Raw genomic sequence first — 25,438 nt, 5'->3', positions numbered from 1 at the left:
GTACACGGCCTTCATTCCACTCGCCTATAGGCTTTGCAGCTTTATCTTTGGCTGTGATCAGATCATACAAGGAACCAACTGTACGATTGCCATCTCGGCCTTTTTTAGCATCCGGATGTTTATCGTCGTCCAGTACCTGAAACTCAAGTCCAAAAGCAGACCCTTTGGGTTTAGGTTGTTGTTCTACTACAAAATATTTAACACCACTATTGGCACTGTCTGTTAATTTAAATTCAAAACGAAGGTCAAAATTGGTATACTCATCATTTGTCACAATGTCCCCTCCATGTTGGGACTCTGCTCCATCTGATGCTTCCACAGTGAGTGTCCCATCTTTTACTGTCCAGCCTTTTTCTGGAAATGTTGTCATATAAGCTCCGCGCCAGCCATTCGTTGTTTTTCCGTCAAACAATAATTTCCATCCTTCTTTGGTTTCCTGTTCTGTTAGCTGATTAAAAGAATCGTTGGAGGCCGTGGTCGTTTGTGTTACTGTATCAGCAGCTGCCTGTGTTGTATCTTCTTCCTTTTTTTCATTAGAAGAACAGGAAAACATGCTGATAACACTCAATGAGAATACAGTGATTTTAATGCCGTTGATAAGATACATAGTGAATTAGGGAGTATAGCGTATATTAAAACTGAGCACCTACTTTTGATTGCAGATACTCTTTACTGATTTTGTTGCATTGCAATGCTGTTCGGGAGGGATCAGGTACTGAATCTAGTTCTATCACAGCCCATCCTTTGAACTTAATATCATTCAATGTTGAGAAAAAGGCTGGCAGATCCATATTTCCCTGGCCTAATTCTACAAACTGATACGATTTGGGATCGTCTGTATGATTCGGATTAGGACGCTTTACATCTTTAATATGTAGAGTGTGTAAGATACTTTTATAGTCACGGGCTGCTTTAGCCGGATCTCCGCCTCCTTGCCAGTAATGGGCAATGTCTAACAGGAATTTGATATACTTGGGATTGGTATTTTGAAGAATAATATCTACTTCTTGAGGTGTTTCTCCTAACTGGTGCATGTGATTATGATACACAGCTTGTATACCTTCATCTGCTGCCCGTTTACCTACTTCATTCAAAAGCTGAGCATATCGCTTGAGTTGCTCAGTAGTTGGCTGGCGATCTTTAGGACGGGAGCTGTTGGTAAGCTGGATCGCATGACCTCCCAAAGCTTTTACAAAACGGGCATGATTCACATGCATCTCCAACTGGCTTTTCTCTACTGCCGGATCTATATCTACGTTGCCACTTGAAAACATGGCTAGCTGGAGTTTGTGCTGTGTCAACAGTGCTTTTAGTTCGTCAACCTTATCTTTATACTCTTTGTATGAATTGGCTCGTATCTGAATTCCTGTAAGCCCCAATGAAGAAATATCCTGAATAGCTTGTTTATCGTTTCCATTCCAGGTAATGGCTGAGCAGGCAAATGAATACAAAGGTTTGGGTGCTGCAAGCAGGGACGGCGATATAGCACCTACTGCGGTGTATAGTCCTGCCTGTTTCAGAAAATTTCTACGGGAAATAGATTGAAGTGTCATGGGTAATGAAGGGTATGAATTAAATAAACTTAGACTATGAAAGATTCTAAAAAATATACTGTATAGTGAATTACTACCTTTTGTCTCTTAGTGCATGATTTGCTGGTAAAAGAATAGTTTTAACGGTTTTCACCTTTATCCATAGTATGTAGTCTGTTTTGCTACATTTTTACCAAACCTTTGATTTCGCTAAATGAGAAAAACAGGTGTATTGGACAATTGAATACTAAAAATTGCAATTATCCTGTAAACAACAAATGATTTATTAAAATTATTATTTTTTATTGGATAAATAGCGGAGTTTCAGAGTGTAATTTTATAAGGAGCCAGTTATATAAAAAAACAACGCCCTCTTCCAGATGAAAAGGGCGTTGTCTATATGTTATTCTACGTTGTTATTTCATATTATCGTAAAATTCCCTCAGTTTGGGACTAGTCTCTTTCGAACGAATATCATTGCGTATTTCCTTTACACCTTCAACTTCTTCAAACAATCCCAATGTTTGATAGGCATTAAAGCGTACAAATTCATTGCTGGAGTTACGGGCAATGTTTTCCAGATAGCTGATACCTTTTTTCTGAACATCTCTAGATTGTTTTTGCAGATAGTCTCCATATAGTTGGGTGAATGGATACAGGAAGTTCATATCTGTACGATTGAATTTCTCTGTAAACCAATCAAATAGTTCCGGATTGCCTGTTTGTGAGTAATAAGATGCCAGAGCCAATACAATGTCATTGTTGGTATACTTCCTGAAACTAGCCAGTTGTTGCTCAGCATCAGCAGGTTGGGTGCGCAGATAGCCAATAAGGGCTGTGGCTACTACATAATAGGATTTGTCGGCAAGTGCCTGGCGGAATACATCCTGGTATTTATCTGCCTGCCATTTGATTAGCTTGCCCAAGGCTTCTGCACGAACATACGAACGGGTGTCCTGTATTGCAATCTTTTTAGCCAGCGTCTCAAAATCAGGGCTGACTTCTGACGGAATGTTTCGCACTGCCATTTGGCGGATTACCCATGATTTGTCGTTTAGGGCATCTTTGGCTAATTGTTGTATAGCCTGACTTCTGCTACTCAGAGCAGGGGTTTTGGATTTTGTTTCAGCATCCTCTTCTTCCTCGTCTGTCAGGATTTTAAACAATTCATTGAATGATTCATACCGAGCCAGAAACTTGTCTGAATGATAATACTGATATACCAGTTCACTTTCTGATTTAGGATGAGTAACCTGAGCTGCTAGAAGTTGCGTTTCTGCATCAAACAAAACAAGGTCTGGTTTGGCTGCTGCCGGAAACTCGAATACCTGCTCAGATTGATTGATGGTGATTTCATGTGTAGTCTTTTTACCTCCAGTCCAGATTTCTACCTGCACTGGAAGGCGGTAAACTTGAGATACATCTTCATCGCTAGGAGATTGGCTTACCTGTAGCTGCACTTTTCCATTGGCATATTGATGGGCTACTTTTACTTTAGGATGACCTGCAGTCAGAAACCATTGATCAAAAAACCAGTTTAGATCTTCTCCTGTTACTTCTTCAAATGCTTTGCGCAGGTCATGAATTTCTACTTTAGTGAAAGCATTACGTTTCAGATACAGGTTCAATGATTTAAAAAAGGCTTCGTCTCCTACATATTTGCGAAGCATATGCAGTATAAGCCCTCCTTTCTGATAGGAATGAGCATCAAACATGTCTTCTTTATCTGCATAATAATAGCGAATCAGTGATTCCTGTTTGCCTTCTGCTTCTGCCAGATACTGTTCCTGATCTGCCTGCAAATGGTAATCTGCTTCATTCCGACCTTGTTTGTGTTCGATCCATAAATACTCCCCATAAGTAGCAAACGACTCATTAAGAGGTAAGTTAGACCAGGATTCGCAGGTTACCAGATCCCCAAACCAATGATGAAACATTTCATGGGCAATCACATCATCATTAGTGTCGTCAATAAGTTCGCGGTCATCTTTTTGTACATAATCTCCAAATACTACAGCTGTGGTATTTTCCATAGCTCCTGATACATAATCATGCACAACCACCTGAGCAAATTTGTCCCATGCATAGGGATAATCCAGTACTTTGGAGAAGAACGTAAGCATCTCTGGTGTACGGCCAAAAATATCTTTGGCATATTTGCCGTACGATTTGTCGACCCAGTAGCTAAGTTCAATATTGTTCCACTTGTCTTTAACTACTGCAAAATCACCTACAGCCATCATAAACAAATAGGGTGCATGTGGTTTATCTTGTTTCCAATAATCGGTACGCGTACCATCCGAATTTTGTTTGGATGAGATCAGAAGCCCATTGGACAGTGTTGCATAGTTTTTGTCAACAGTGATATAAATTTCCTCTGTACAGCGTTCGTTAGGTGAGTCAATAGTCGGAAACCAGCAGGAAGAAGCCTGAGTTTCCCCCTGTGTCCATAACTGACGGGGTTTATTGGGATCTTTGCCATCCGGATTGATAAAATATAATCCTTTGTCCTCTGTAATAGCCGCACTACCTCCTTTGGGTAAATCATTGGGTTTGGCTACATATTTGATTTGTATTGTAAACTTATCATTTCGTGTTACAGGCTTAGCCAGTTTTATTCCTATGATTTTTTGGTCATAGCCATAGTGAAGTCGGATAGCTTTTCCTGCTTCCAGTAAATCAATACTTTGTATATCAAATCCTTTGGCATCAAGATACAAAGAGTCCTGTGTATAGAAATGAGGTTTAAGTGTAAGTGTCGCGGTTCCCAGCAGGTGTTGTTTGTTCCAGTCAAATCGTACATCCAGGCGTGTGTGAAGCAAGTCGTGTTTGCGCGTACGTTCGGGTTGATAAGGATACATTTCCTCTGGTTCTTTTTTCTCTTCGGCTTCCGCTGAATCAATTACGGCAGATGCCACCGAGTCAATAGCTGCTGTATCAGATTGCGTTTCTTTGGTAGAAGCGGAAGGTTGTTGTGAAGATTTGCAGGCGTCAAAATAAAAAATCAGCGATAGAAAGCTGATTGTAACAAACAGTTTTTTGTGCATTGGATTTCTTTCATTTATTTGGCGTAAATATAGTAAGGAGACTGAAGACCAAAGCCAAACCACTGCCTAAAATAGAAAAAATGTGTCTATAGCTTCGGAAAATGTCATATAGACAGACAAGTAATGCGTTTATCTATCTTTTTATCAACAGGAAAACCGATTTTATGCTGAAAATTGTCGTTAACAGCCAACATACATTTGAACTGAATGAAAATGCAGCACAGGATATGGATCTTATGGAGACCCATCCGGGGATCTTCCATATTCTCAAAGATAATCATTCCTATAATGTAGAAGTAGTAAAGGCTGACTATGCAGAGAAAACCTTTGCTGTAAAAGTGAATGGGCAGGTATATGAAGTGAAAGCCCAGGATAAATTTGATCTGTTATTACAGCGGCTTGGTATGGGCAATGGAAGCAATAAACAGATTAAAGAACTGAAAGCTCCTATGCCGGGCTTGATTCTGGATATCAAGGTAACGGAAGGACAGTCGGTTCAGAAAGGCGATCCTCTGATTATTCTTGAAGCAATGAAGATGGAGAATATTATAAAAGCCCCAGCAGATGGCGTCGTAAAGTTAATCAAGGCAAAGAAAGGAGAAACTGTAGAGAAAAATCAGATTTTACTTTCCTTCTAACGTTCTTACTTATTTTTTTGATACAGGATGACAGATAGCAATAGAAAGAAATTACCTTTTTCTGCCCATTAAAAAACACGCAACCGACTTTCAACTTTTTTATTATCTTTGCGCGGCTTTATTGGAAGCTATTCTGCAACCTTATTATCTCTTACTTCATCTTAAGTCATTCCAGACCTCACAGGTCAAAACTAATTGATCGAATGAAATACAAACGGATTCTACTGAAACTAAGCGGCGAAGCTCTGGCCGGTGAACAAGGCTATGGTATTGATTCTAAACGGTTAACCCAATATGCACTGGAAGTTAAAAAAGTAGTAGATGCAGGTGTGGAAGTGGCTATTGTAATTGGAGGTGGTAACATTTTCAGAGGTGTGGATGGTGAAAACTCTGGCATTGATCGTGTTCAGGGAGATTATATGGGGATGCTGGCTACTGTGATTAATGCTATGGCTGTACAGAGTTCTATGGAGAGTCATGGTATTTACACACGGTTAATGTCTGGTATTCGTATTGATCAGGTATGTGAGCCTTTTATTCGTCGTCGGGCTGTACGTCACCTGGAAAAAGGTCGTACTGTAATCTTTGGGGCAGGGATTGGTAACCCTTATTTCACGACAGATACTACTGCCAGCTTACGGGCTATCGAAATCGAAGCCGATGTAGTGTTGAAAGGAACCCGTGTAGATGGGATTTATACAGCTGATCCTGAAAAAGACCCCACAGCAACCCGCTATGCACATATTTCGTTTGAAGAGGTATATGCAAAAGGGCTTAATATCATGGACATGACTGCCTTTACACTTTGCAAGGAAAATAACCTTCCTATCATTGTATTTGATATGAATAAAGCTGGTAACCTGTTTGATCTGGTAAGTGGAAAAGATGTAGGTACCTTAGTGACCATGAACGGAGAATAACTAACTATCATTGCAAATTACTTATACAAGGACTTAAAACCTGGTTTTTAAATTTATAACTAATAAAAATGGAAGAGATACAGTTTTATCTGGATGAGGCCAAAACTGATATGGAAAAATCCATGCAGCATACAATCATAGAACTATCCCGTATCCGCGCAGGCCGGGCTACAACCAATATGCTTGATGGTATTGTGGTAGAATACTATGGTAGTCCTACCCCTCTGAATCAGATGTCATCTGTAACTGCACCAGATGCCCGAACTATTGCTATTAAGCCATTTGACAAAAAGATGATTGGCGAGGTAGAAAAAGCAATCCGTAATAGTGATCTGGGGGTGAATCCGCAGAATGATGGAGAAATGATTCGGATTAACATTCCTCCCTTGAGTGAGGAACGCCGGAAAGAGTTGGTAAAACGTTCACGGAATGAAGTGGAAAGTGGTAAAGTAAGTATTCGTAACGTGCGGAAAGAAACGAATGAGGCCTTACGGAAATTATTAAAAGAAGGTGCCTCTGAAGATGATATCAAACGTGCTGAGGAGAAGGTACAGGCATTGACTGATCAGTATATTGCTAAAGCTGATGAGTTGTCTGCAAAGAAAGAAGCCGAAATAATGACTATCTGATGGTATTTCGATCTATGGATACATACAAAGAGCCAGTGTATACTGGCTCTTTGTATGTATAGCAATGAGGTAATTAACAATATTTTGCCAGCATTGTTGCCATTTGCTGTTGTAGTTTTTGCGCTTCAGCAGCAGCCTGGCTGGCGAAGTCTTCACCTGAAGATGCATATAGAATAGAACGGGACGAATTTACCAGTAGTCCACATTCTTTATTTAGTCCGATACGGGATACTTCCTCCAGATCCCCTCCCTGAGCACCTACGCCGGGTACGAGCAAAAAATGACCTGGTAATAGTTGTCGGATACGTCCAAACTGTTCTGCTTGGGTAGCACCAATGACATACATCATTTTATCAGCACCTGCCCATTTCTGAGAGGTTTCAATAACTTGCTCAAAAAGAGGCTGGCTACTTTTTAGTGGAAGCGTCTGAAAGTCGTGACTGCCTGTATTGGATGTTAAGGCAAGAAGTATGACCCATTTGTCTTCAAATGCCAGAAATGGTTCTACAGAATCTTTTCCCATATACGGTGCTACCGTAATAGAATCAAAATTCATCTGTTCAAAGAATGCCCTTGCATAGAGTCCGGATGTATTGCCAATATCTCCCCGCTTGGCGTCTGCAATCGTAAAAAACTCTTTGGGAATATATTCTATCGTTTTTTGCAAGCTTTCCCAGCCTTTGGCTCCATGTGCTTCATAGAAGGCTATATTGGGTTTATAGGCAACACAATAATCAGCTGTAGCATCTATAATTTGTTTATTGAATTCAAAAATAGGGTCGCTGGTACGTTGTAAATGGGAAGGAATTTTCTGGATGTCTGTATCCAATCCTACACATAGGTATGACTGTTTTTGTTGTATGTGGCGAAATAAGTCTGATTTATTCATGTTGCTACTTGGATGTTATCTACTGAACTTAAAAAAAACGTTGCCACAAAAATAAAAAGTCCGGCGTTGCGACCGGACTTTTTCAGAATAATATTACTATTTATTATGGAGAGCACCCCGGATTAGTTACGTAGGTCTTCTACTTCTACTCCTTTGTATTTTGTTTTGTCAAATACAAAAGTCTTATCATCTACAGCTGTAGGAGTAAAATTGGTAATAGTATAGTTATATTTATTACCATTTCTTTCAAATGTCTTAAAGCTTTTAATGCTTTTGTCTTTTTTGTTAACGATTATTCTGATTTTATTTACCTGACTGTTTTTATTATCAGGAGTCAAATCAATTACATCATCTACTTTGTTACTTTCTTTGGCTACCAACGTATATTTGTAGCCTTTTTTATACACGTTATAGATGTTAGATGGTGTAATATCATCTTCATCTGGTTCGTAATCTGTAATAGTTACTTCATTAGCATCTTTCAAATAGGTCCATACAGTACTACCATTGTTTATTACTTCCTGGCTACCTAGTTTCAGATAAAATTTGCTGTCTTTAACAACAATTTCGCCTGTTGCGTTCTCTTTTATACCACTACCTGGGCTTTCCATAGAATAGGAAAAAGTCGCTTTGAAGCCTTTAACAGATTTATATTTACTGCTCATTGCTTCTAATATCTCCCCAGCTTTAGGATCATTGTTTTGTGCCTGAGCTACCGAGAAGCTCATCCATACACTCACTGCGAATAAGAATAAACGTTTCATTTTTTTCGAGTTTTACTGCGCAAATATACTACGTTAGATAAGAAAGTAGTGAATTGGTTTAGTTAGATATATTATTTGTGTTACAAAAAGCTTGCCGTTATTTTAACAGGTACTAAAAGTTGGCTTTTATTTCCTATCATCATTCATTTTGTTTAGTAGTTGTTCCAGTGAGTATTCATCTGAGATAAGTACTTCGCGTGCTTTACTACCTTCAAACGGACCTACTATACCTGCGGCTTCTAACTGGTCAATTAACCGGCCTGCACGGTTATACCCCAGTTTCAGACGACGTTGTAATAGTGAAGTACTTCCCTGCTGATGCTGAACAATAATCCGGGCAGCCTCTTCAAACATGGAATCCCGGTTTGCCAGGTCTATTTCTTCTTTTCCTCCGCTGTCATCACCCTCAAATTCAGGAAGCTGATAGGCATTTGGATACCCCCGTTGTCCGCCTACGAAATCACAGATTCTCTCTACTTCTTCTGTTTTTACAAAAGGACATTGTAAACGAATAATTTCCGAACCCATCATTAACAACATATCTCCCTGGCCAACTAGCTGATCTGCACCACCTGTATCCAGGATTGTACGTGAGTCAATCTTTGATGTAACCTTAAACGATAAACGTGCCGGAAAGTTCGCTTTGATAATACCAGTAATAACATTAACAGATGGACGCTGAGTTGCAACAACTAAGTGAATACCAATAGCACGGGCTAATTGGGCCAGACGCGCAATAGGTTGTTCTACTTCTTTTCCTGCTGTCATCATCAAATCTGCCAACTCGTCAACTACCAATACGATATAGGGTAAAAAACGATGCCCTTTCTCCGGATTTAACCGACGTGTCACAAACTTTGTGTTATATTCTTTCAGATTCCGGCATTCTGCATCCCGCAATAGGTCATAGCGAAGGTCCATTTCTACACAAAGCGAATTCAATGTATGAACAACTTTCTTTGTATCTGTAATGATGGCATCTTCATCACCTGGAAGCTTTGCCAGGAAATGGCGTTCTATTTTATTAAATAGAGTTAATTCTACTTTTTTAGGGTCAACAAGAACAAACTTGAGCTCCGAAGGATGTTTTTTGTAAATTAATGAAGCCAGCACAACATTTAATCCCACAGACTTACCCTGACCAGTAGCTCCTGCCATCAGCAAGTGTGGCATCTTGGAAAGATCCGTTACAAAGACTTCATTTGAGATAGTTTTTCCCATCACAACGGGTAAATCCTTGTCACTTTTCTGGAAGGCTGGTGATAGCATAACAGACTTGATACTCACCATTTCCCGCTTTTTATTTGGAACCTCAATACCGATGGTTCCTTTACCTGGAATCGGAGCAATAATACGTATACCCAAAGCCGCTAAGCTAAGTGCAATATCATCTTCCAGACTTTTGATCTTCGAGATCCGGATACCCGCTTCCGGAATGATCTCATACAGTGTTACGGTTGGTCCAATGGTTGCTTTGATTGAGGCAATCCCTATTCCATAGTGGCCTAAGGTTTCAACAATCTTATCTTTATTCGCTTCCAGTTCTTCAACAGACACATGGGCTTTTTCTATAGGTTGTTCGTCCAACAGATCTAATGATGGATATTGGTAATGTGCCAGATCCAATGTTGGGTCATAGTTAGGCAAGTCTGGAGGAAGAGCATCCTTATCAAATGGAAGGACAGGAATATTCTCTGTGATTGGAAGCGAGTCTTCTATCTTAAAAGGTATCTCCGTTTTGATCGGACTTCCTGTTGTAAGTGGTATATCTGCTATATTGGGTTGTTCAATGCTAAATGCGACTTCTGTTGTCGGCTTGCGGGGAATATCCCGTTTAGGTGTGGTAAGGTTGGTTTCAAAATGCATAGACTGTCCAACTGGTTCCACCTCTGGTTTTTCTACAGCTATCTTTTCTACCTTATCTACTGCCACAGCAAACTTTGCCAAATCCGGATCATTGTTCGTAGGGATGCTATTCCATTGGCTTGGCACTACAACAGGAACTTCAGGTATATGTACCTCTTCTTTTCCAGCTTCTTCAATTTCACGAATCGTTTCATTGATTTTTACATTGAAGCTGCGAATCGTTGTAACATTAAAGAAGTAAATGATAAATACCACCAGTGCAAAGGCAATTAGCAGGAGAGTGCCCCATCCCAGCAGATCATGGCTAAACGAGGCTAATTCGTATCCTATCCCACCACTCAAAAAGCCTAGCCACTCCTGTTGTTGAGTTGTCAGAACCAAATAACCTAACAACGAACTAAGCCAGATGGCTGTAAACAAGGAAAATTGAGTCATCCGTCCAATCGGGAACAACTCACGTTTGAATACAATTTTGTATCCACCAAGAAACAGGATAGGAATAAGCAGAAAGGCTGCTATACCAAACCATTTATAAATAAGCCAGTGCGCCAGGAATGCTCCTGTAACCCCCAGCCAGTTTTCGGTTTCGGCTCCAGCTTCACGAATAGGGGTTTCGTTGACTGATCCTACCATGCTTTGGTCTGCTTTGCCTGTAAACAAATACGAAATGAATGCAATCGAGAGAAAAAATGATAGAAACAGTAGCAACAGACCGAGTGAAAGCTTCATTCGGGGATCACTAAAGGCTGCTGTCATTCGTTCCCAACGGTTGTTTCCACGACGTTTGGGGGTGCTTTTTTTCTCTTCAGGCTCTTTCTCTTTGCGATAAGAGTTTCCGTTATTGCCTGACTTGTTGTAAGTGTTTTTTGCCATCTGTCCTCACTCCAAAATCTTTTTCTACAAAAAGAAGTTTGTTATATAGTATTAAAATATTCTTTGAAATCTATCTTTCTATAAAGAGATCCATTGTCATCAAAAGAGCTATTATAGATTTTTATATACATCCGGATTGTGCTTTTCCATCCAGTTTTCGGGACGGGCAGCTACTTTAAATCCGTATTTTTCATAAAGTGTATGTGCATCTGATGTAAGTAATACCCACCGGCGAAGACCCTGCAATTCAGGATGAGAAGTTATCGTTTCTACCAGCCATTTGGATAAACCATTTTTTCGGTATTCCTCCTGTATGAATACATCGCCTAAATAGGCAACTGTGGCAAAGTCTGTAATGACACGTGCAAAACCTACCTGTTGTTTCCCCTGATATACACCAAAACAAAGTGAATTCTCAATAGATTTTTGAACGGTCTGATAGGGAATATTAATGGCCCAGTAAGATTTCGTACTCAGAAAATGATGGATTAAAGGAATATCCAATCTGGTTTTGTCTGTACTGATGGTGTACTCACCATTTTCAAGTTGCATAGATTTGGTTTCGGTTTGTGTATGTTGGTTTGTGCTCTTCTGATATAAACAAAATTACATATTATTTTTTAGGATTGCCCGATTAATCTTCTTGGCAATGCCCGGCCCTTCATAGATGAATCCTGTATATAACTGAATCAGTGAAGCACCCGCTGCCAGTTTCTCCTGTGCATCTTCTGGAGATGCAATACCACCCACACCAATAATAGGAAATGTTCCTCCGGATTTTTGATGCAGGTAACGTATTACTTCTGTGGCTCGTTTGGTAAGTGGCTGTCCACTTACTCCTCCAGCCTCAGGGCTAGGTATAGCTGAAAGATCTGATTGTAAGCCTGAACGGCTAATCGTTGTATTGGTTGCAATTACACCGGCAATTTTGGTTTGCTGTACAATATCAATAATGTCGTCCAGCATTTTTTCTGTTAAATCTGGCGCTATCTTCAATAAGATTGGTTTAGGTGTTGGCTTACGATAATTTTTATCTTGTAAGGTTTGTAATAAGTTCATTAACGGTTCTTTATCCTGTAAATCCCTTAGGCCAGGTGTATTAGGTGAACTTACATTTACTACAAAGTAATCTACTTCATCAAATAAAACGTCAAAACAGATTTCGTAGTCTTTAACGGCATTTTCGTTTAGTGTATCTTTATTCTTTCCAATGTTCCCGCCTATAATTACCCGTTTACGTTGAGGGTTTTGTGCTTCTGCTTTGCGAATTTTTCGGATACGGGTTGCTGCTGCCTGTGCACCTTCGTTATTGAAGCCCATTCTATTAATCAATGCTTTGTCTTCCTTAAGACGAAACATGCGGGGTTTAGGATTACCTGGTTGAGCAAGGGGAGTAACCGTTCCGATTTCAATAAATCCAAACCCCAGATCTGCCAGTTCGGTGATTAGTTCGGCATTTTTGTCGAAGCCTGCCGCAATACCCACTGGATTGGGAAAACGAATACCAAATAGTTCTCTTTCCAGTTTGGGATGGGCTATATGATACAGTCCCCGGAAGATAGATGGTACCAAAGGTATCCGGAATAAGAACTTAACCAGATTAAAAACAGTATGATGCGCTTTTTCTGCATCCAGTAAGAAGAAGAGGGGTTGGAGAACATATTTGTACATGCCTGCAAAGATAATATTCCTTTGTGTTTATTGATGGGTGTGTGATCAGCTTTTGAGAAAAAGCTGATATTTTTAAAAACAGCACTATTTTGGTATGGTACAAAATAGCCCGGTATTATTTTTGAGGAAATTTAGATTTACATTTGTGTTTTCAGATAGACTATACGATTCGAATGAAAATCCTTGACTGGTATATTATTAAGAAATATCTCTCCACATTTATATTTGTAGTAGGGATTCTGATGGCGATTATTGTGGTGATTGACTTAGTGGAGAAAATGGATGATTTTATCAAACGGAATGCGCCATTAAAAGCTATTATTTTTGATTATTATCTGAATTTTATTCCATACTATGCCAACTTGTTGAGTCCGATTACGGTTTTTATTGCGACTGTATTTGTGACGGCACAGCTGGCTGCGCGTACAGAAATAATTGCCATACTCAGTAGTGGGGTAAGCTTTCGAAGAGTACTAGTTCCCTATCTGATTGGTTCTTGTGTGGTAGGCGCAATGATTTTCTACTTTACTGGGTGGGTGATCCCGAATGCAAATAAAACGAGACTGGCATTTGAGAAAAAATATACCAAAGACCAGTTTTATTTCAGTGGACGAAATATTCATCGTAAGGTTGCACCAGATCTGTATGTATACTTAGAAAGCTATGATAACAGTCGTGATATAGGCTATCGATTCACAGAAGAGAAAATTATAGGAACCGAAATGAAAGCAAAGCTTTTTGCTCAATCGGTTACCTGGATTCCTGAAAAGAATAAATGGAAGCTGACAGATTATCGCATTCATACCTTCGATGGTTTGAAAGAGACAATTTCTTCTGGAATACAGAAAGATACCATTGTTCCTAATCTGGTGCCTGCCGATTTTGGCAACAACTACATGCAATATGAAACCTATACCCTGACAGAACTGGAAGACCTGATTGGAGAATTAATTAAACGGGGAGATGATGGAGTAGAGATTTATCAGATTGAAAAGTATCTGCGTTTTACCAGTCCGTTTGCCATTATGATTCTGACTATGATGGGGGTAATTGTATCTGCCCGAAAAAGTCGGCAAGGTGTTGGTTTCCAGATTGCATTTGGGTTTGTACTGGCTTTCGCATACATTCTGATCTTTATTATGGGTAAAACACTGGCGCAGATTGGTTCTATTCCACCTATGGTGGCTGTATGGATTCCGAACTTTATATTTGCGGTCTTGAGCTTTATCTTGTATTTTGTTGTTCCAAGGTAGTATCTGATTTCTTTCATGAGATATATTGGAAACCCCTCTCTGTTGAGGGGTTCTTTTTTGGCTTTTAGCTATACAGTTATGGTAAAATATTTTCACAATAAATAATCTATGCAAGAATCTCCTGGTACATCTGGAACTCCATCACTACAGGACTATCTACAGTTGCATTTTCTGGTCATTATCTGGGGATTTACTGCTATTCTTGGCCGATTGATAACAATTCCTGCTGTGGAGTTGGTTGTATATCGTACATTGCTGGCTTCTATTTTGTTAGGAATTATTTGTGTCTATAAAAAGAAAGAGGTAAGAGTAGGATCGTCTGTTACTGTTCAATTCTTATTGACCGGAGGTGTAATTGCCCTTCACTGGATTTTATTTTTTGCTGCAGCAAGAGTGGCTAATGTGTCGGTATGTCTGGCTGGCATGGCAACCGGATCACTGTGGACTAGTTTATTGGAGCCGCTAGTACAACGTCGTAAAGTTAGATTGCTGGAAATAGGTCTGGGAATAATTGCCATAGCAGGCTTATATGTCGTTTTTCGTTTTGAGTTTACTCATGCATTGGGATTAGGAATGGCTGTAGTTTCTGCTATGCTGGCTGCTTTATTTTCTGTGATTAATTCCAGATTTGCTCATATATATGATGCGCAGGTAGTTACTTTTTATGAAATGATGGGTGCTTGTTTGAGTGCCTCAGTCTTGCTGCCTGTTTTTTCTGTACTTTTCTACAAGGGAGAACCCATCAATCTGATTCCTGTAGCATGGGACTGGTTATGGATTGTACTACTTGCCTGGGTGTGTACAGTATATGCGTATTCAATGGGAGTGAGCTTGTTACGTAAATTTACCCCATTTGCAATTAATCTGACTATTAATCTAGAACCTGTATATGGAATTGTTCTGGCAGTATTAATCTTTGGAGAAAAGGAGCGAATGACCCCTGGATTTTATGCTGGTACCGCTATCATCTTACTGGCAGTCTTGATTTATCCGTTACTAAAAAGATTTCAAACAAAGAATCTAACGCAAAATGTCTGAGTCGTTGGGATAACGAGAAAATAGTATCATTTTTGTGCCGCATTTTGCTTCCTAGTAATTATATATCTTTCTATTTTATGTCTCGCATTCTTACAGGCATTCAATCTTCTGGTCGTCCCCATCTGGGAAACATTCTGGGAGCGATTGCACCTGCAATCAAGCTTTCCAGCCAACCGGAGAACGAATCATTTTTCTTTATTGCTGATTTGCATTCGCTGACTTCGCTAAAAGACGGAGAAAAACGAAAAGAATATACATATGCCATTGCTGCCGCATGGCTTGCATGTGGATTTGATACCGAGAAAAATGTTTTGTGGAGACAGTCAAGAGTACCTGCTCATACCGAGTTAGCATGGTTTCTGAATTGTTATACACCTATGAACTGGATGTATACAGGCGCATTTGAAGAAAAGTCAGGTAGAGCCGAAACCAGTGCCAATGTCGGATTGTTTACTTATCCCATCTTACAGGCAGCTGATATACTATTATATGATGCCAATTATGTTCCTGTTGGAAAAGACCAGCAACAGCATCTTGAAATCACCCGGAATATCGCTAATACATTTAATTATCAGCATGGTGAGGTTTTTGTTGTACCTGAGGCAAAGATTAGCGAGGATGTAATGGTAATTCCAGGTGTTGATGGACAGAAAATGAGTAAATCCTATAATAACTATATTGATATTTTTCTGCCAGAGAAAGAATTACTGAAGGTAATAAAGACAATCAAGACGGATAGCACTCCATTAGAAGAACCCAAGAATCCGGATACGGACATTGTATTTAAGTTGTATTCCCTAATTGCTTCATCAGAACAAACAGAGGCCTTACGGCAAAAATATCTGGCTGGAAACTTTGGATATGGCCACGCCAAACAGGAACTACATGCTGTGATGCTGTCTGTTTTCGAAGAGCCACGTCGCAAATTTGCCTATTACATGGAGAATTTACTCGAACTGGAAAAAGAACTTCAGAAGGGAGAAGAGAAGGCTAAGGAAATTGCTGTCCATACATTGGATAAAGTAAGAAAGGTATTAGGGTATATATAAGATAGTGAAACCTGTTGAAAATGAAACAGCTGTCGTGGATGCCCATGACAGCTGTTTTGTTAGGAACCAATCAAACTTTCCTGTTAATAAATCACTTATAAACCTTTATTTTTAATATCTTAGTTAAGATTTACTACACGAGCTGTAGTAGTCTCAATCTTGAATGTTTTGCTTTGAGTTTCTTTACCATTAGAAATCTGAAAAGTATATTCTCCATCTGCTAATGTACTGAAGTCAAATGTCCGGATATAGCTAGAATTGTTTTTCGTTACTTCTGAGTAAATAGCTTCGTTTTTAGCATTAAGAATAGTAATAAACACTTTGTTATTATTATTGGCTGCTATGATTGTTTTAAATTTCAGAGAGTTTGGTAGTTGGAACACTGTTGACTGCAATGATCCGGCTGCTGCTGGCTCTGGACCTGTAGCACCAAAAGTTACCTGAGTAGCTGCTACTGCAACGGCTGCAACCAATGTTAAGACAGCTTTACGGATAGCGAAACGAAGACGATTGTTAGTTACCTGAGTTTTCATAGTTGTAGTTGTTAAATTGTTAGTTGTAGTTGAGATAGTAGTGTTTGAATTTAAAGAGATACTAGTGTCAGCTTTCATAGTTGTAAAATAATTTTTAAAAGAGTATTTTAAAGTTTTCATAGTTGCTTTCGGTAATAGATGTTTTCCAATCTCTGTGCCAATTCATAAGAATCTTTGTTTTTAGCTTAATTTCAAGGTTTTTTAATTTCCTTACTTTTTCGCTTCTGTCCGGTTTCAAGATTACTTGTTCGTTTTCGGACACATTGTTTATATTTTGCTTCAGAGTTCAGATCCAATCTTCAACCTGTTTTGAATATTTATGGCTATATGATGCAGCTGTAACCCTGTTTATTAAAGATTTTAGGGTAAGTGGTATAAAAAAAGGATAGAAGGAGTGAATAACTAGATGGATGGATTAATTAAAAAACATTACTTTTAAAACAGAGAGTCTTTTAAACTAAAATTACTTTCTATGAGGAAATAGATTCAAAAATAAATACCCTAAAACAACAAAGCCTTCTAGTGAAGGCTTTGTTGTTTTAGGGTATTTATTAATTGGATATGCTATTAGTTGGCACTTACACTTTTAATGGTATATTTAGAGCCTGACTTAGTAATTGTTGCAAAAGGACGAATAGTAGTTCCTTCCTGAGAAGCAGTATAGGTAGAGTTTATCTTATACGTTTTATTAGTAGATACCCCTGTTGTTACTATATCAAGTGTCCCATTTGTATAAGATGAATATACTTTTACACCTAGTACATATGTACCATCTACAAGTTTTGTTTCATCTTCTAACGTCGTTAAATCATTTAAAGTGAATGATTCATAAGAATCTTCATTATAAGATCTTAACATGATATTTGTGTTGTTACCTGAAATTTCAATCGCAGGTTGTTTATACAAATAGAAGTCCAAATCTGTGTCAGAGAGAGAGGTTGACTGAGTAGAATTGGTTGTTGCAATTAGCCATTGTAATTCTACCTTAACACCACTTTGATCTTCAATGACATTAGCAGGTACTTCATCATCTTTCTTACAAGAAGAGAACCCGATAAGTACAAAGGCAAGAATAGCTAGTTGAATAAATAAGTAACCCTTTTTCATAGTGAGATAATAGTTTAATAGTAACTGTTTAAATTGATTTAGTGTTAGGAAATTTTAACATTAAAACAAAAGTAACAGACTGAGCTGATGTATAAAAAAAGCTCTGAAAATGAGGCAGAAACTCTATGTAATAAATGATAATTGAAATAAATAAACCTACTTAATAATCACCTTTTAGTTTCTTATAGCGATTATTAAGTAGGTTTATCAGATTAACTACATGTTTTTTAATTGTATATAGTAATATTTTGATTATCAAAAAATTAACTCATGTTCATAAATAGATCCATATATATTATTTGGCTTATTTATTGATGGTATATGGAGATTTTAATCTTTTTTGGCTGATTAAAGCAAAGAAGGTTATCTTTTTTGAATGATTTATACACACGAAAGAATTCCCGAATCCTTGTCTATTTTCACTAGATAACTAGTAGAGAAATATTAATCTGCATAATATTTTTCTAACCCAGAGGCCGGTTTCCAGTCTGAGGTAGGTTCAAAGTAATTCCACAATAGGCGTGATATATTTCGTATTAGTACATATCCTGCATTAGTGTATTTCCAGCTTGTATCCTGTAGATTTTTTGTGATTATACAAAAGACATAATCACCGGAAGGGCCATTGACCAAGACAACTTCTGAGCGGGATTCATTGACAGCCCCTTGTTTTGAGGCTACCTGTATATAAGGAGGAATTTCGGAAAGTGCTTCTTCGTCCCAGTAAATTCGAGTCAGATTGCGGTAGATGCGTTCACTAGCTGCCGGACTAATGAGTTTGCCTTCCCGAATATTAACAAGCAAATCAGCCATTTCTCTTGGTGTTGTTTGCCCCCAGCCATAAACTTTTCGTGCATTCTCTCTGCCTGGTGTTCGGGAGTTTACGCGGGTATGTCGAAATCCGTAGTCTTCAAGTATTTTATTGATAGCAGTTCCTGTTCCTGCCAAGGACTGACACCATAGACTGGCTGTATTGTCACTAGTCGTAATCATCAGCATCATTACTTTGCTTAAGGTAATAACAGAACTGTCTTTAAACGACCCCAGAATATCTTCTCCTGCATATAGTAGCGAATCTTTGTATACAAGTTTGTCATGGTAGTGAAGTTCTCCTTTTTCGATTTTATCCATGATGCCAATGGTAATCGGCACTTTGATCATGCTGGCTGTAGGAAAAATGCTATCTGCATTCAGATAGGCTGTCTGACCAGTTTTCAGATTTCGAACATATATTCCTACTGTTCCTTTGAAGTCCTTTACTGCATCGGATAATTTCTTTTGTAAAATAGGGTCATTCTTTGGCTTGCTAGTTTGAGCCAATAGGCAAATAGGTAAACAGAGACTAAGGAAAAGAGACAATAAAATAATTTTGGATTTCATAATGGTTGTTTAAAAGGGATGTATCCAAATATAGCTACATCTGGCTGTACCTAAAAATGAATCTGAAATACATATGGTGAGAGGAAAGTAAAAGACTCAACTATTTTAACGTATGAAGTGTTGAGGAGACATGGGACAAAAGATTAAACTAAGTGTACTGGATCAGTCACCTGTCAGAGCTGGTGGCACTGCATCGCAGGCTATCAAAGAAACTATAGAACTAGCTCGTCTGGCTGATAGGTTAGGATATACCCGCTATTGGGTGTCTGAGCATCATAATATTACCAGTTTGGCAGGATCTGCACCAGAAGTATTGATTGCTCATCTGGCAGGAGAGACAAAACACATACGTTTAGGATCTGGAGGTATTATGCTTCCTAATCACAGTTCACTAAAAGTAGCCGAAAACTTTCGGATGCTGGAAACATTGTTTCCCGGACGTATCGACCTGGGATTGGGTAGAGCTCCTGGTGGAGATCGTATTACATCCAGTTTACTTAACCCTTCTAATACATTTAGCGAACAGGATTTTATCCAACAGATTGTAGATTTACAGGGTTTTCTCACTGATTCTTCAGATCCGGCTTCTGTACAGGCACATATCAGGGCTATTCCTATCGCAGATACTGTACCCCATTTGTGGATGCTTACTTCCAGTGGACATAGTGGATTGGTTGCTGCACATTTTGGTATGGCATTGTCTTTTGCACAGTTTATTAATCCAGTTGGTGGACCTCAGGCAGTAAAGGCTTATCGGGAAAGTTTTCGTCCCTCAGATCAGTTTGCACAACCATACGCCACTGTAGGAATATTTGTGCTCTGTGCTGATACCGAAAAAAAGGCTAGAGAATTACAGGCTGTTATGGATTGGCGTTTTCTGAGTATAGAGAAAGGTATACGATCCGGATTAAGTACCTATGATGAGGTAAAGAATATTCAGTATACACAGGCTGAACTGTCACGGATTCAGTTTAACAGAGCTCGGATGATTGCGGGAACGCCTGAGCAGGTAAAACAACAAATTGAGCAACTGGCTATGGATTATGAGGTAGATGAAATCGTTGCTGCAACCATTACCTATGATTTCGCTGACCGGATTCGCTCCTATGAATTACTGGCAGAAGCCTTTGAACTCACTCCTTATGTTGAAAAGGCTGAATGTTTCTCTTCTTAGAAAATATATCAGATAGTCCATGAGGATATGACTTCTTTAAGCTACTCCTTTTATGCTGCCGATAGCTGAACGTGGTTCTATGCAAAAACTTTTTTGAAGAAGACAAGGCTGGTCAACTTATCAGTGATCAACTTGCATATAACTCCAATCAGTTTTAATTGTAACTGGAGTTCCGATTACTTTTAGTTTGCGCATTGTTCACAGCAAGGCTCTTGTTTGGGTTTGTCTCAGTTGCCCCACCATAAAAGAAGGTTTTGACCATAACTCACGGCAGTTTTGAGTTTGACCGGAGTTCCAATCATTTTTTGTTTTGCGCATAACTCACGACAAAAATTTTTTTGACTAGAACTCTGGTCACTCTGGCTCTTGCGTATTATTCACCGCAACCAACAAAAGTGATCGGAATTCACCGCAAACAATCGGCTGTCGTGAATTAAACGCAAGGATGTTTTTGTTATAAATCCATACCTATTACTCCTCCACATCTATATTGCTAGAGAATACAGGTTAGTTCCAGATATGGTTTGCTTCCGTTAAAATGATAGGTTTCCCATCTGTTATCAGAATAGTATGTTCATGTTGTGCCACAAAGCTTTTATCCTTTGTGACCAGCGTCCAGCCGTCACCTTTATCATAGGCATGGGAGGCTTTTGTTGAAATGAATGTTTCAATAGCCACAACTGAATTCTTTTTAAATCGGGTTTTATTAAACCGATCGTAATAACATACAATATCACTAGGTTCTTCGTGCAGGCTCCGTCCAATGCCATGACCCGCCAGATTCCGAATAACTTTATACCCTGACATATGGGCTTCTTTTTCAATTAGGTTTCCAATATCTGCGATTTTAACCCCTCCCCGAATGTGTTGAATCGCCTTGTATAAAATCTTGCGGGAAGCCTCTACCAAATTGGTGTGATTGTGAATATCTTGTCCCAATACAAACGATCCTCCGTTATCTGACCAATACCCATTCAATTCAGCAGATACATCAATATTTACCAGATCACCTTCCTGCAATATGGTTTTCTCTGACGGAATCCCATGAGCTACTTCATTGTTGACACTAATACACGTCCAACCTGGAAATCCATAGGCAAGATTAGGTGCAGATCGGGCATTATAGTGCGAAAGAAGTGAACCGCCATACTCGTCCAGTTCTTTGGTTGACATGCCTGGTCTGGCATATTCCCGCATTTTACGAAGTGTGATACCTACCACTTCACTGATTTTTTGCATTCCGGCTAATTCACTCTCATTGGATATTGACATAAGGCTGGACGTTTGTTGAAAAAAAAGGAAAATGAAAAGATTATGAGTGTCTAATTTGATTAGTATACTGCTCAAAGCAGAAGATGAGCAAAATAACGGTCAAAATTAAAAACGACCACTATTCTGTTCAAAACCAAAAATGAACTAGATTCAGTTCAAAAGCTATTTGTAATTACATAAGTCATTCTGAATTTTGGATGAGAGTTTGTTTTACAAAACCAGCATCTATTCTTTTGAGAAATCTCTTTTCCTAGATTAGTCGATAGTCCCTTACATTCCTCTTCCCTAGGCTTCTTCATTTTTTGCTTGCCCAAAAAACGAAGCAAAAAAGGGCAAAAAATTCCAAAGCTTCGCCCCGCAGGGCTAACGCTAGGCCCGCGGAATTTTTATCCCTACGCACCTACACTGCCACACACGATTGAAGTCAACATAACTCTCTTTGTAAACTAACCATTGTTCTTACTTTTTCAATGACATCTTTTCCTCAAAATTCGGGATAACTCATATTGAACAGTATAGGGGGCAGTAGACAAGGTATTTCTCCTGTGTGCTTTCTTCCATAAAAAAGACCTAATCCATCCAGATTAGGTCTTTTTTATAAGGAGAATTAAGAGTTAGCTAAGTTTCTCCAATACACGTTTGAAGGAAACTTCTTCACTTATGATGGAACGCAATTCGCTGATGTGAACACGCTTTTGTTCTGTAGTATCACGGTAACGGATAGTTACTGTATCATCTTCTAAGGTTTGATAGTCAACTGCAATACAGAATGGAGTACCAATCAGGTCCTGACGAGTATATCTGCGTCCAATCGCATCACGTTCTTCATAAATGACATTAAAGTCATAACGCAGATCTTCCAGAATTGCTTTGGCTTTTTCAGGAAGACCATCCCGTTTTACTAATGGGAAGATAGCTGCTTTGATAGGTGCAATTGATGGGTGAAACTTCAGGAAGATACGTGTTTTCGGATTGCCATCTGCATCTACACCTTCGTCTTCTGTATAGGCATTGCTCAATACTGCCAGGAATAAACGGTCTGCACCTACAGAAGTTTCCACTACATAGGGAATGTAATTTCCATATGGCTTGCCATTTTCATCCAGATCATTATCGAAGTACTGTTGTTTCTTTTTCGAATACTCCTGATGTTTGCTCAAATCATGATTGGTACGAGAATGAATACCTTCAATTTCTTTGAAACCAAATGGGAATTCATACTCAATATCAACGGCAGCATCTGCATAAAAGGCTAATTTTTCATGAACATGCCACTTTAACTTTGCAGCTGGCAAGCCTAATGCTTCATGCCATTTGCGACGGGTTTCTTTCCAGTATTCGTACCATTGTTGCTGTGTTCCAGGACGTACAAAGAACTGCATCTCCATTTGTTCAAATTCACGCATACGGAAAATGAACTGGCGTGCTACCACTTCGTTTCTGAAAGCTTTACCAATCTGAGCGATACCAAATGGGATTTTCATCCGGCCGGTTTTTTGTACATTCAGGAAGTTTACAAAGATACCCTGAGCAGTTTCCGGACGCAGGTATATAGTGTCGGCATCTTCTGCCACAGCACCCATCTGAGTAGAAAACATCAGGTTAAACTGACGCACATCTGTCCAATTAGCTGTCCCAGAGACTGGACAAACGATTTTTTCTTCCAGAATCAGATTACGTACACCTTCCAGATTATTTGCTTCCAGCAAACGAGCCAGGCGATTACGCAAGTCTTGTCCACGGGTTTCATCACCTGCTTTTTCATATTCGGCTGCCTTATCTTCAATCAGCACATCTGCCCGATAGCGTTTTTTGCTGTCCTTGTTATCAATCATTGGATCACTGAATCCATCCACGTGACCAGATGCTTTCCAGGTTAATGGATGCATGAAGATAGCCGCATCTACCCCTACAATATTTTCGTTTAGCTGAGTCATGGCTTTCCACCACAACGCTTTCAGGTTGTTTTTCAACTCCACACCGTATTGACCATAGTCATATACAGCAGCCAGACCATCATAAATTTCACTGGATGGAAACACAAAACCATACTCTTTGGCATGTGAAATAATTTTTTGCAATGTACTTTCTGTAGTAGATTGTGCTTGCGGTTTTTGCATGTATGTAAAAAATTAGTAGTTTACGAAACCAATTGTATCTTTTGCCAAGAAAACATAGGGCGCAAATTTATAGACTTTGCGACAACATATTCTAATAATAAAGTAGCAATATTTGTGTTTCAGGCATTTTATTGTATTTTAGGGTATTCATAACCCAGTTCAGCGAAATTATTTTGCAGAATTATTTTGAGCATCGATAAAACCTTCCTAAATTTGCAGTCCTTTTTTGGAGGGAGGTTTTTATTCACATATTTATATACTGTTTGTCATGAGTGAGATTATTAAATCTATCGAGGCTGAATATACAGGACGCAAGGCTACTTTTCCTGAGTTTAAAGCTGGGGATACTATAAATGTTCACGTAAAAATCCGTGAAGGTAACAAAGAGCGTATTCAGCAATTCCAAGGTACTGTGATTCAGCGTCGCAACACCAGCACTACTGGAGAGACTTTTACTGTAAGAAAAGTTTCTAATGGTATAGGTGTTGAGCGTATTTTCCCAATTTTATCTCCAAGTATTGAGAAGATTGAACTGGTTCGTCAAGGTAAAGTGCGTCGGGCACGTCTGTTCTACCTGCGTGGTAAGCAAGGTAAAGCGGCTCGTATTAAAGAGAAAAAAACCGTAGTGGGGCAAGCATAGAAAAAAAATATTTGTATATTTGGGAAATTTCACCTAAGTTTTTTGCATAGTTTTCATAGTTGTAGTAGCAAAGAAGCCGTCTGATGGACGGTTTTTTTGTTTATATGCCTCATAGCCAGCCAGTTCTGTAGGAAGTAAACTGATTATGTATATTTTACCGGATACAGACTTTTGGATAAAATTGGCTTATTTTTAGTCTACAGGAATATTTTGCACCTTTGCGTACGAAATTTTTTTTCAGATTTTATGTTGCTTCATTTTTATAAATATCAGGGGACAGGAAACGACTTTGTGATCATAGATGACCGCAAACAAACCTTTCCAATAAGTCAGGAACTTGTTGCCAAATTGTGTGATCGTCGTTTTGGCATAGGGGCAGATGGGTTGATGTTATTGCAGAACCATCCGGAGTATGATTTCCGAATGGTGTACTTCAATTCAGATGGAAATGCCAGTAGTATGTGTGGCAATGGAGGACGTTGTCTGGTACGGTTTGCACATGCATTAGGGATCTTTAAAGAGACAACTACCTTCGAGGCTGTCGATGGATTGCATGAAGCATCTGTGAAGGATAATCTGGTGTATTTGAAGATGAATGACGTCCGCTATGTACAACGTGAAGCCGGATATGATTTCCTGAATACGGGATCTCCTCACTACGTCACCTTTATGGAACAGGTGCAGGCGATGACCCATGAGGAAGTTGTAAAACAAGGACGTGCTATTCGTTATAATGATTATTTTGGACCCAAAGGAGGCACAAACGTAAATTTTGTAGAGTTTCTGCCAGACAATAGTCTGTTTGTACGTACCTACGAACGAGGTGTAGAAGATGAAACCTATTCCTGTGGTACGGGTGTGACAGCCTGTGCGCTGGCAGCCAACTTTCATCAGTTAAAAAGTCCTGTGCAGATTCGTACAAAAGGAGGAGATTTACAGGTGGCCTTTAATCAGGTAGGAGAGCAGGAGTTTACAGATATTTATCTGATAGGTCCTGCAGAGAAGGTGTTTGAGGGTATGATTGAAATATGATTCTATAACAG

Annotated in this window: 22 protein-coding genes; 9 read left to right on the top strand and 13 right to left on the bottom strand. The window is 39.1% G+C overall.

The features are described 5' to 3' along the window. The 3 genes from QNI22_RS24725 to QNI22_RS24715 form a co-directional block, all read right to left on the bottom strand. Nucleotides 1–607, bottom strand: a 607-nt coding sequence (locus QNI22_RS24725) for a 3-keto-disaccharide hydrolase (RefSeq protein ID WP_314514669.1), incomplete at its 3' end; no start/stop codon positions are given. A gap of 25 nt (nucleotides 608–632) precedes the next feature. Then, on the bottom strand, nucleotides 633–1,553 hold the full coding sequence (locus tag QNI22_RS24720) for a sugar phosphate isomerase/epimerase family protein (protein WP_314035199.1): 921 nt from the start codon (nucleotides 1,551–1,553) through the stop codon (nucleotides 633–635). A gap of 395 nt (nucleotides 1,554–1,948) precedes the next feature. After that, nucleotides 1,949–4,579 carry a M1 family metallopeptidase gene (locus QNI22_RS24715; RefSeq protein WP_314514666.1) on the bottom strand — a complete coding sequence of 877 codons (2,631 nt, stop codon included), beginning with the start codon at nucleotides 4,577–4,579 and terminating at the stop codon, nucleotides 1,949–1,951. Between the two features lie 164 nt (nucleotides 4,580–4,743). Between QNI22_RS24715 and QNI22_RS24710 the strand changes: the two genes are divergently transcribed. The 3 genes from QNI22_RS24710 to frr all read left to right on the top strand — a co-directional run bounded on the left by QNI22_RS24710 (nucleotide 4,744) and on the right by frr (nucleotide 6,766). After that, entirely contained in the window at nucleotides 4,744–5,217 is a 474-nt protein-coding gene (locus tag QNI22_RS24710; protein WP_314514663.1) for an acyl-CoA carboxylase biotin carboxyl carrier protein subunit, read from the top strand. Between the two features lie 203 nt (nucleotides 5,218–5,420). Then, entirely contained in the window at nucleotides 5,421–6,137 is a 717-nt protein-coding gene (gene pyrH / locus QNI22_RS24705) for a UMP kinase (protein ID WP_314514660.1), read from the top strand. A 68-nt stretch (nucleotides 6,138–6,205) separates the two neighbouring features. Continuing rightward, nucleotides 6,206–6,766, top strand: coding sequence for a ribosome recycling factor (gene frr / locus QNI22_RS24700; RefSeq protein WP_314514657.1), 561 nt, complete (start codon nucleotides 6,206–6,208; stop codon nucleotides 6,764–6,766). A 73-nt stretch (nucleotides 6,767–6,839) separates the two neighbouring features. Here frr and pyrF read toward each other — a convergent pair whose 3' ends face one another. From pyrF to QNI22_RS24675, 5 genes are all read right to left on the bottom strand, one after another. Further along, nucleotides 6,840–7,655 carry an orotidine-5'-phosphate decarboxylase gene (gene pyrF / locus QNI22_RS24695; protein WP_314514655.1) on the bottom strand — a complete coding sequence of 272 codons (816 nt, stop codon included), beginning with the start codon at nucleotides 7,653–7,655 and terminating at the stop codon, nucleotides 6,840–6,842. A gap of 122 nt (nucleotides 7,656–7,777) precedes the next feature. Continuing rightward, nucleotides 7,778–8,419 carry an outer membrane lipoprotein periplasmic chaperone LolA1 gene (lolA1, locus tag QNI22_RS24690; RefSeq protein ID WP_314514652.1) on the bottom strand — a complete coding sequence of 214 codons (642 nt, stop codon included), beginning with the start codon at nucleotides 8,417–8,419 and terminating at the stop codon, nucleotides 7,778–7,780. Nucleotides 8,420–8,545: 126 nt separating this feature from the next. Next, nucleotides 8,546–11,158: an FtsK/SpoIIIE family DNA translocase gene (locus QNI22_RS24685; RefSeq protein WP_314514649.1), complete on the bottom strand. Its 2,613-nt coding sequence runs from the start codon at nucleotides 11,156–11,158 to the stop codon at nucleotides 8,546–8,548. Between the two features lie 111 nt (nucleotides 11,159–11,269). Then, nucleotides 11,270–11,710, bottom strand: coding sequence for a GNAT family N-acetyltransferase (locus tag QNI22_RS24680; RefSeq protein WP_314514644.1), 441 nt, complete (start codon nucleotides 11,708–11,710; stop codon nucleotides 11,270–11,272). Between the two features lie 54 nt (nucleotides 11,711–11,764). Beyond that, nucleotides 11,765–12,829, bottom strand: a complete 1,065-nt coding sequence (locus QNI22_RS24675) for a quinone-dependent dihydroorotate dehydrogenase (RefSeq protein WP_314514642.1) — start codon at nucleotides 12,827–12,829, stop codon at nucleotides 11,765–11,767. 173 nt (nucleotides 12,830–13,002) lie between these two features. Between QNI22_RS24675 and QNI22_RS24670 the strand changes: the two genes are divergently transcribed. The 3 genes from QNI22_RS24670 (at nucleotide 13,003) to trpS (ending at nucleotide 16,169) form a co-directional block, all read left to right on the top strand. After that, the gene (locus tag QNI22_RS24670) at nucleotides 13,003–14,082 is read left to right on the top strand and encodes an LptF/LptG family permease (protein ID WP_314514639.1); all 1,080 of its coding nucleotides are present in this window, start codon (nucleotides 13,003–13,005) and stop codon (nucleotides 14,080–14,082) included. A 108-nt stretch (nucleotides 14,083–14,190) separates the two neighbouring features. Then, nucleotides 14,191–15,120, top strand: coding sequence for a DMT family transporter (locus QNI22_RS24665; RefSeq protein WP_314514637.1), 930 nt, complete (start codon nucleotides 14,191–14,193; stop codon nucleotides 15,118–15,120). Between the two features lie 77 nt (nucleotides 15,121–15,197). Further along, a complete protein-coding gene (gene trpS / locus QNI22_RS24660) occupies nucleotides 15,198–16,169 on the top strand; it encodes a tryptophan--tRNA ligase (protein WP_314514634.1) in 972 nt (323 codons plus the stop codon). A 119-nt stretch (nucleotides 16,170–16,288) separates the two neighbouring features. Here the strand turns inward: trpS and QNI22_RS24655 are convergent, their stop codons facing one another. The 3 genes from QNI22_RS24655 to QNI22_RS24645 form a co-directional block, all read right to left on the bottom strand. Continuing rightward, nucleotides 16,289–16,702, bottom strand: coding sequence for a hypothetical protein (locus tag QNI22_RS24655; protein WP_314514632.1), 414 nt, complete (start codon nucleotides 16,700–16,702; stop codon nucleotides 16,289–16,291). A gap of 567 nt (nucleotides 16,703–17,269) precedes the next feature. Beyond that, entirely contained in the window at nucleotides 17,270–17,809 is a 540-nt protein-coding gene (locus QNI22_RS24650) for a hypothetical protein (protein WP_314514629.1), read from the bottom strand. A 444-nt stretch (nucleotides 17,810–18,253) separates the two neighbouring features. Next, nucleotides 18,254–19,189: a serine hydrolase gene (locus QNI22_RS24645; protein WP_314514627.1), complete on the bottom strand. Its 936-nt coding sequence runs from the start codon at nucleotides 19,187–19,189 to the stop codon at nucleotides 18,254–18,256. 130 nt (nucleotides 19,190–19,319) lie between these two features. Between QNI22_RS24645 and QNI22_RS24640 the strand changes: the two genes are divergently transcribed. After that, nucleotides 19,320–20,363: an LLM class flavin-dependent oxidoreductase gene (locus tag QNI22_RS24640; protein WP_314514625.1), complete on the top strand. Its 1,044-nt coding sequence runs from the start codon at nucleotides 19,320–19,322 to the stop codon at nucleotides 20,361–20,363. Between the two features lie 507 nt (nucleotides 20,364–20,870). Here the strand turns inward: QNI22_RS24640 and map are convergent. Together map and QNI22_RS24630 are read right to left on the bottom strand one after the other, a co-directional pair. Continuing rightward, nucleotides 20,871–21,635, bottom strand: a complete 765-nt coding sequence (map, locus tag QNI22_RS24635; RefSeq protein WP_314514623.1) for a type I methionyl aminopeptidase — start codon at nucleotides 21,633–21,635, stop codon at nucleotides 20,871–20,873. Nucleotides 21,636–22,249: 614 nt separating this feature from the next. Next, the gene (locus QNI22_RS24630; protein WP_314514620.1) at nucleotides 22,250–23,755 is read right to left on the bottom strand and encodes a glycine--tRNA ligase; all 1,506 of its coding nucleotides are present in this window, start codon (nucleotides 23,753–23,755) and stop codon (nucleotides 22,250–22,252) included. 268 nt (nucleotides 23,756–24,023) lie between these two features. Between QNI22_RS24630 and rplS the strand changes: the two genes are divergently transcribed. Then, complete coding sequence (gene rplS / locus QNI22_RS24625) at nucleotides 24,024–24,395, top strand: 50S ribosomal protein L19 (protein ID WP_314514616.1); 372 nt, start codon at nucleotides 24,024–24,026, stop codon at nucleotides 24,393–24,395. A 246-nt stretch (nucleotides 24,396–24,641) separates the two neighbouring features. Then, complete coding sequence (gene dapF / locus QNI22_RS24620; RefSeq protein WP_314514614.1) at nucleotides 24,642–25,427, top strand: diaminopimelate epimerase; 786 nt, start codon at nucleotides 24,642–24,644, stop codon at nucleotides 25,425–25,427. Nucleotides 25,428–25,438 lie beyond the last annotated feature (11 nt).

Origin of the sequence: Xanthocytophaga agilis (assembly GCF_030068605.1) — a bacterium.
GTDB lineage: Bacteria > Bacteroidota > Bacteroidia > Cytophagales > 172606-1 > Xanthocytophaga > Xanthocytophaga agilis.
The sequence above is the reverse complement of the archived record's forward strand: the minus strand, read 5'-3'. Positions and strand labels throughout refer to the sequence as shown.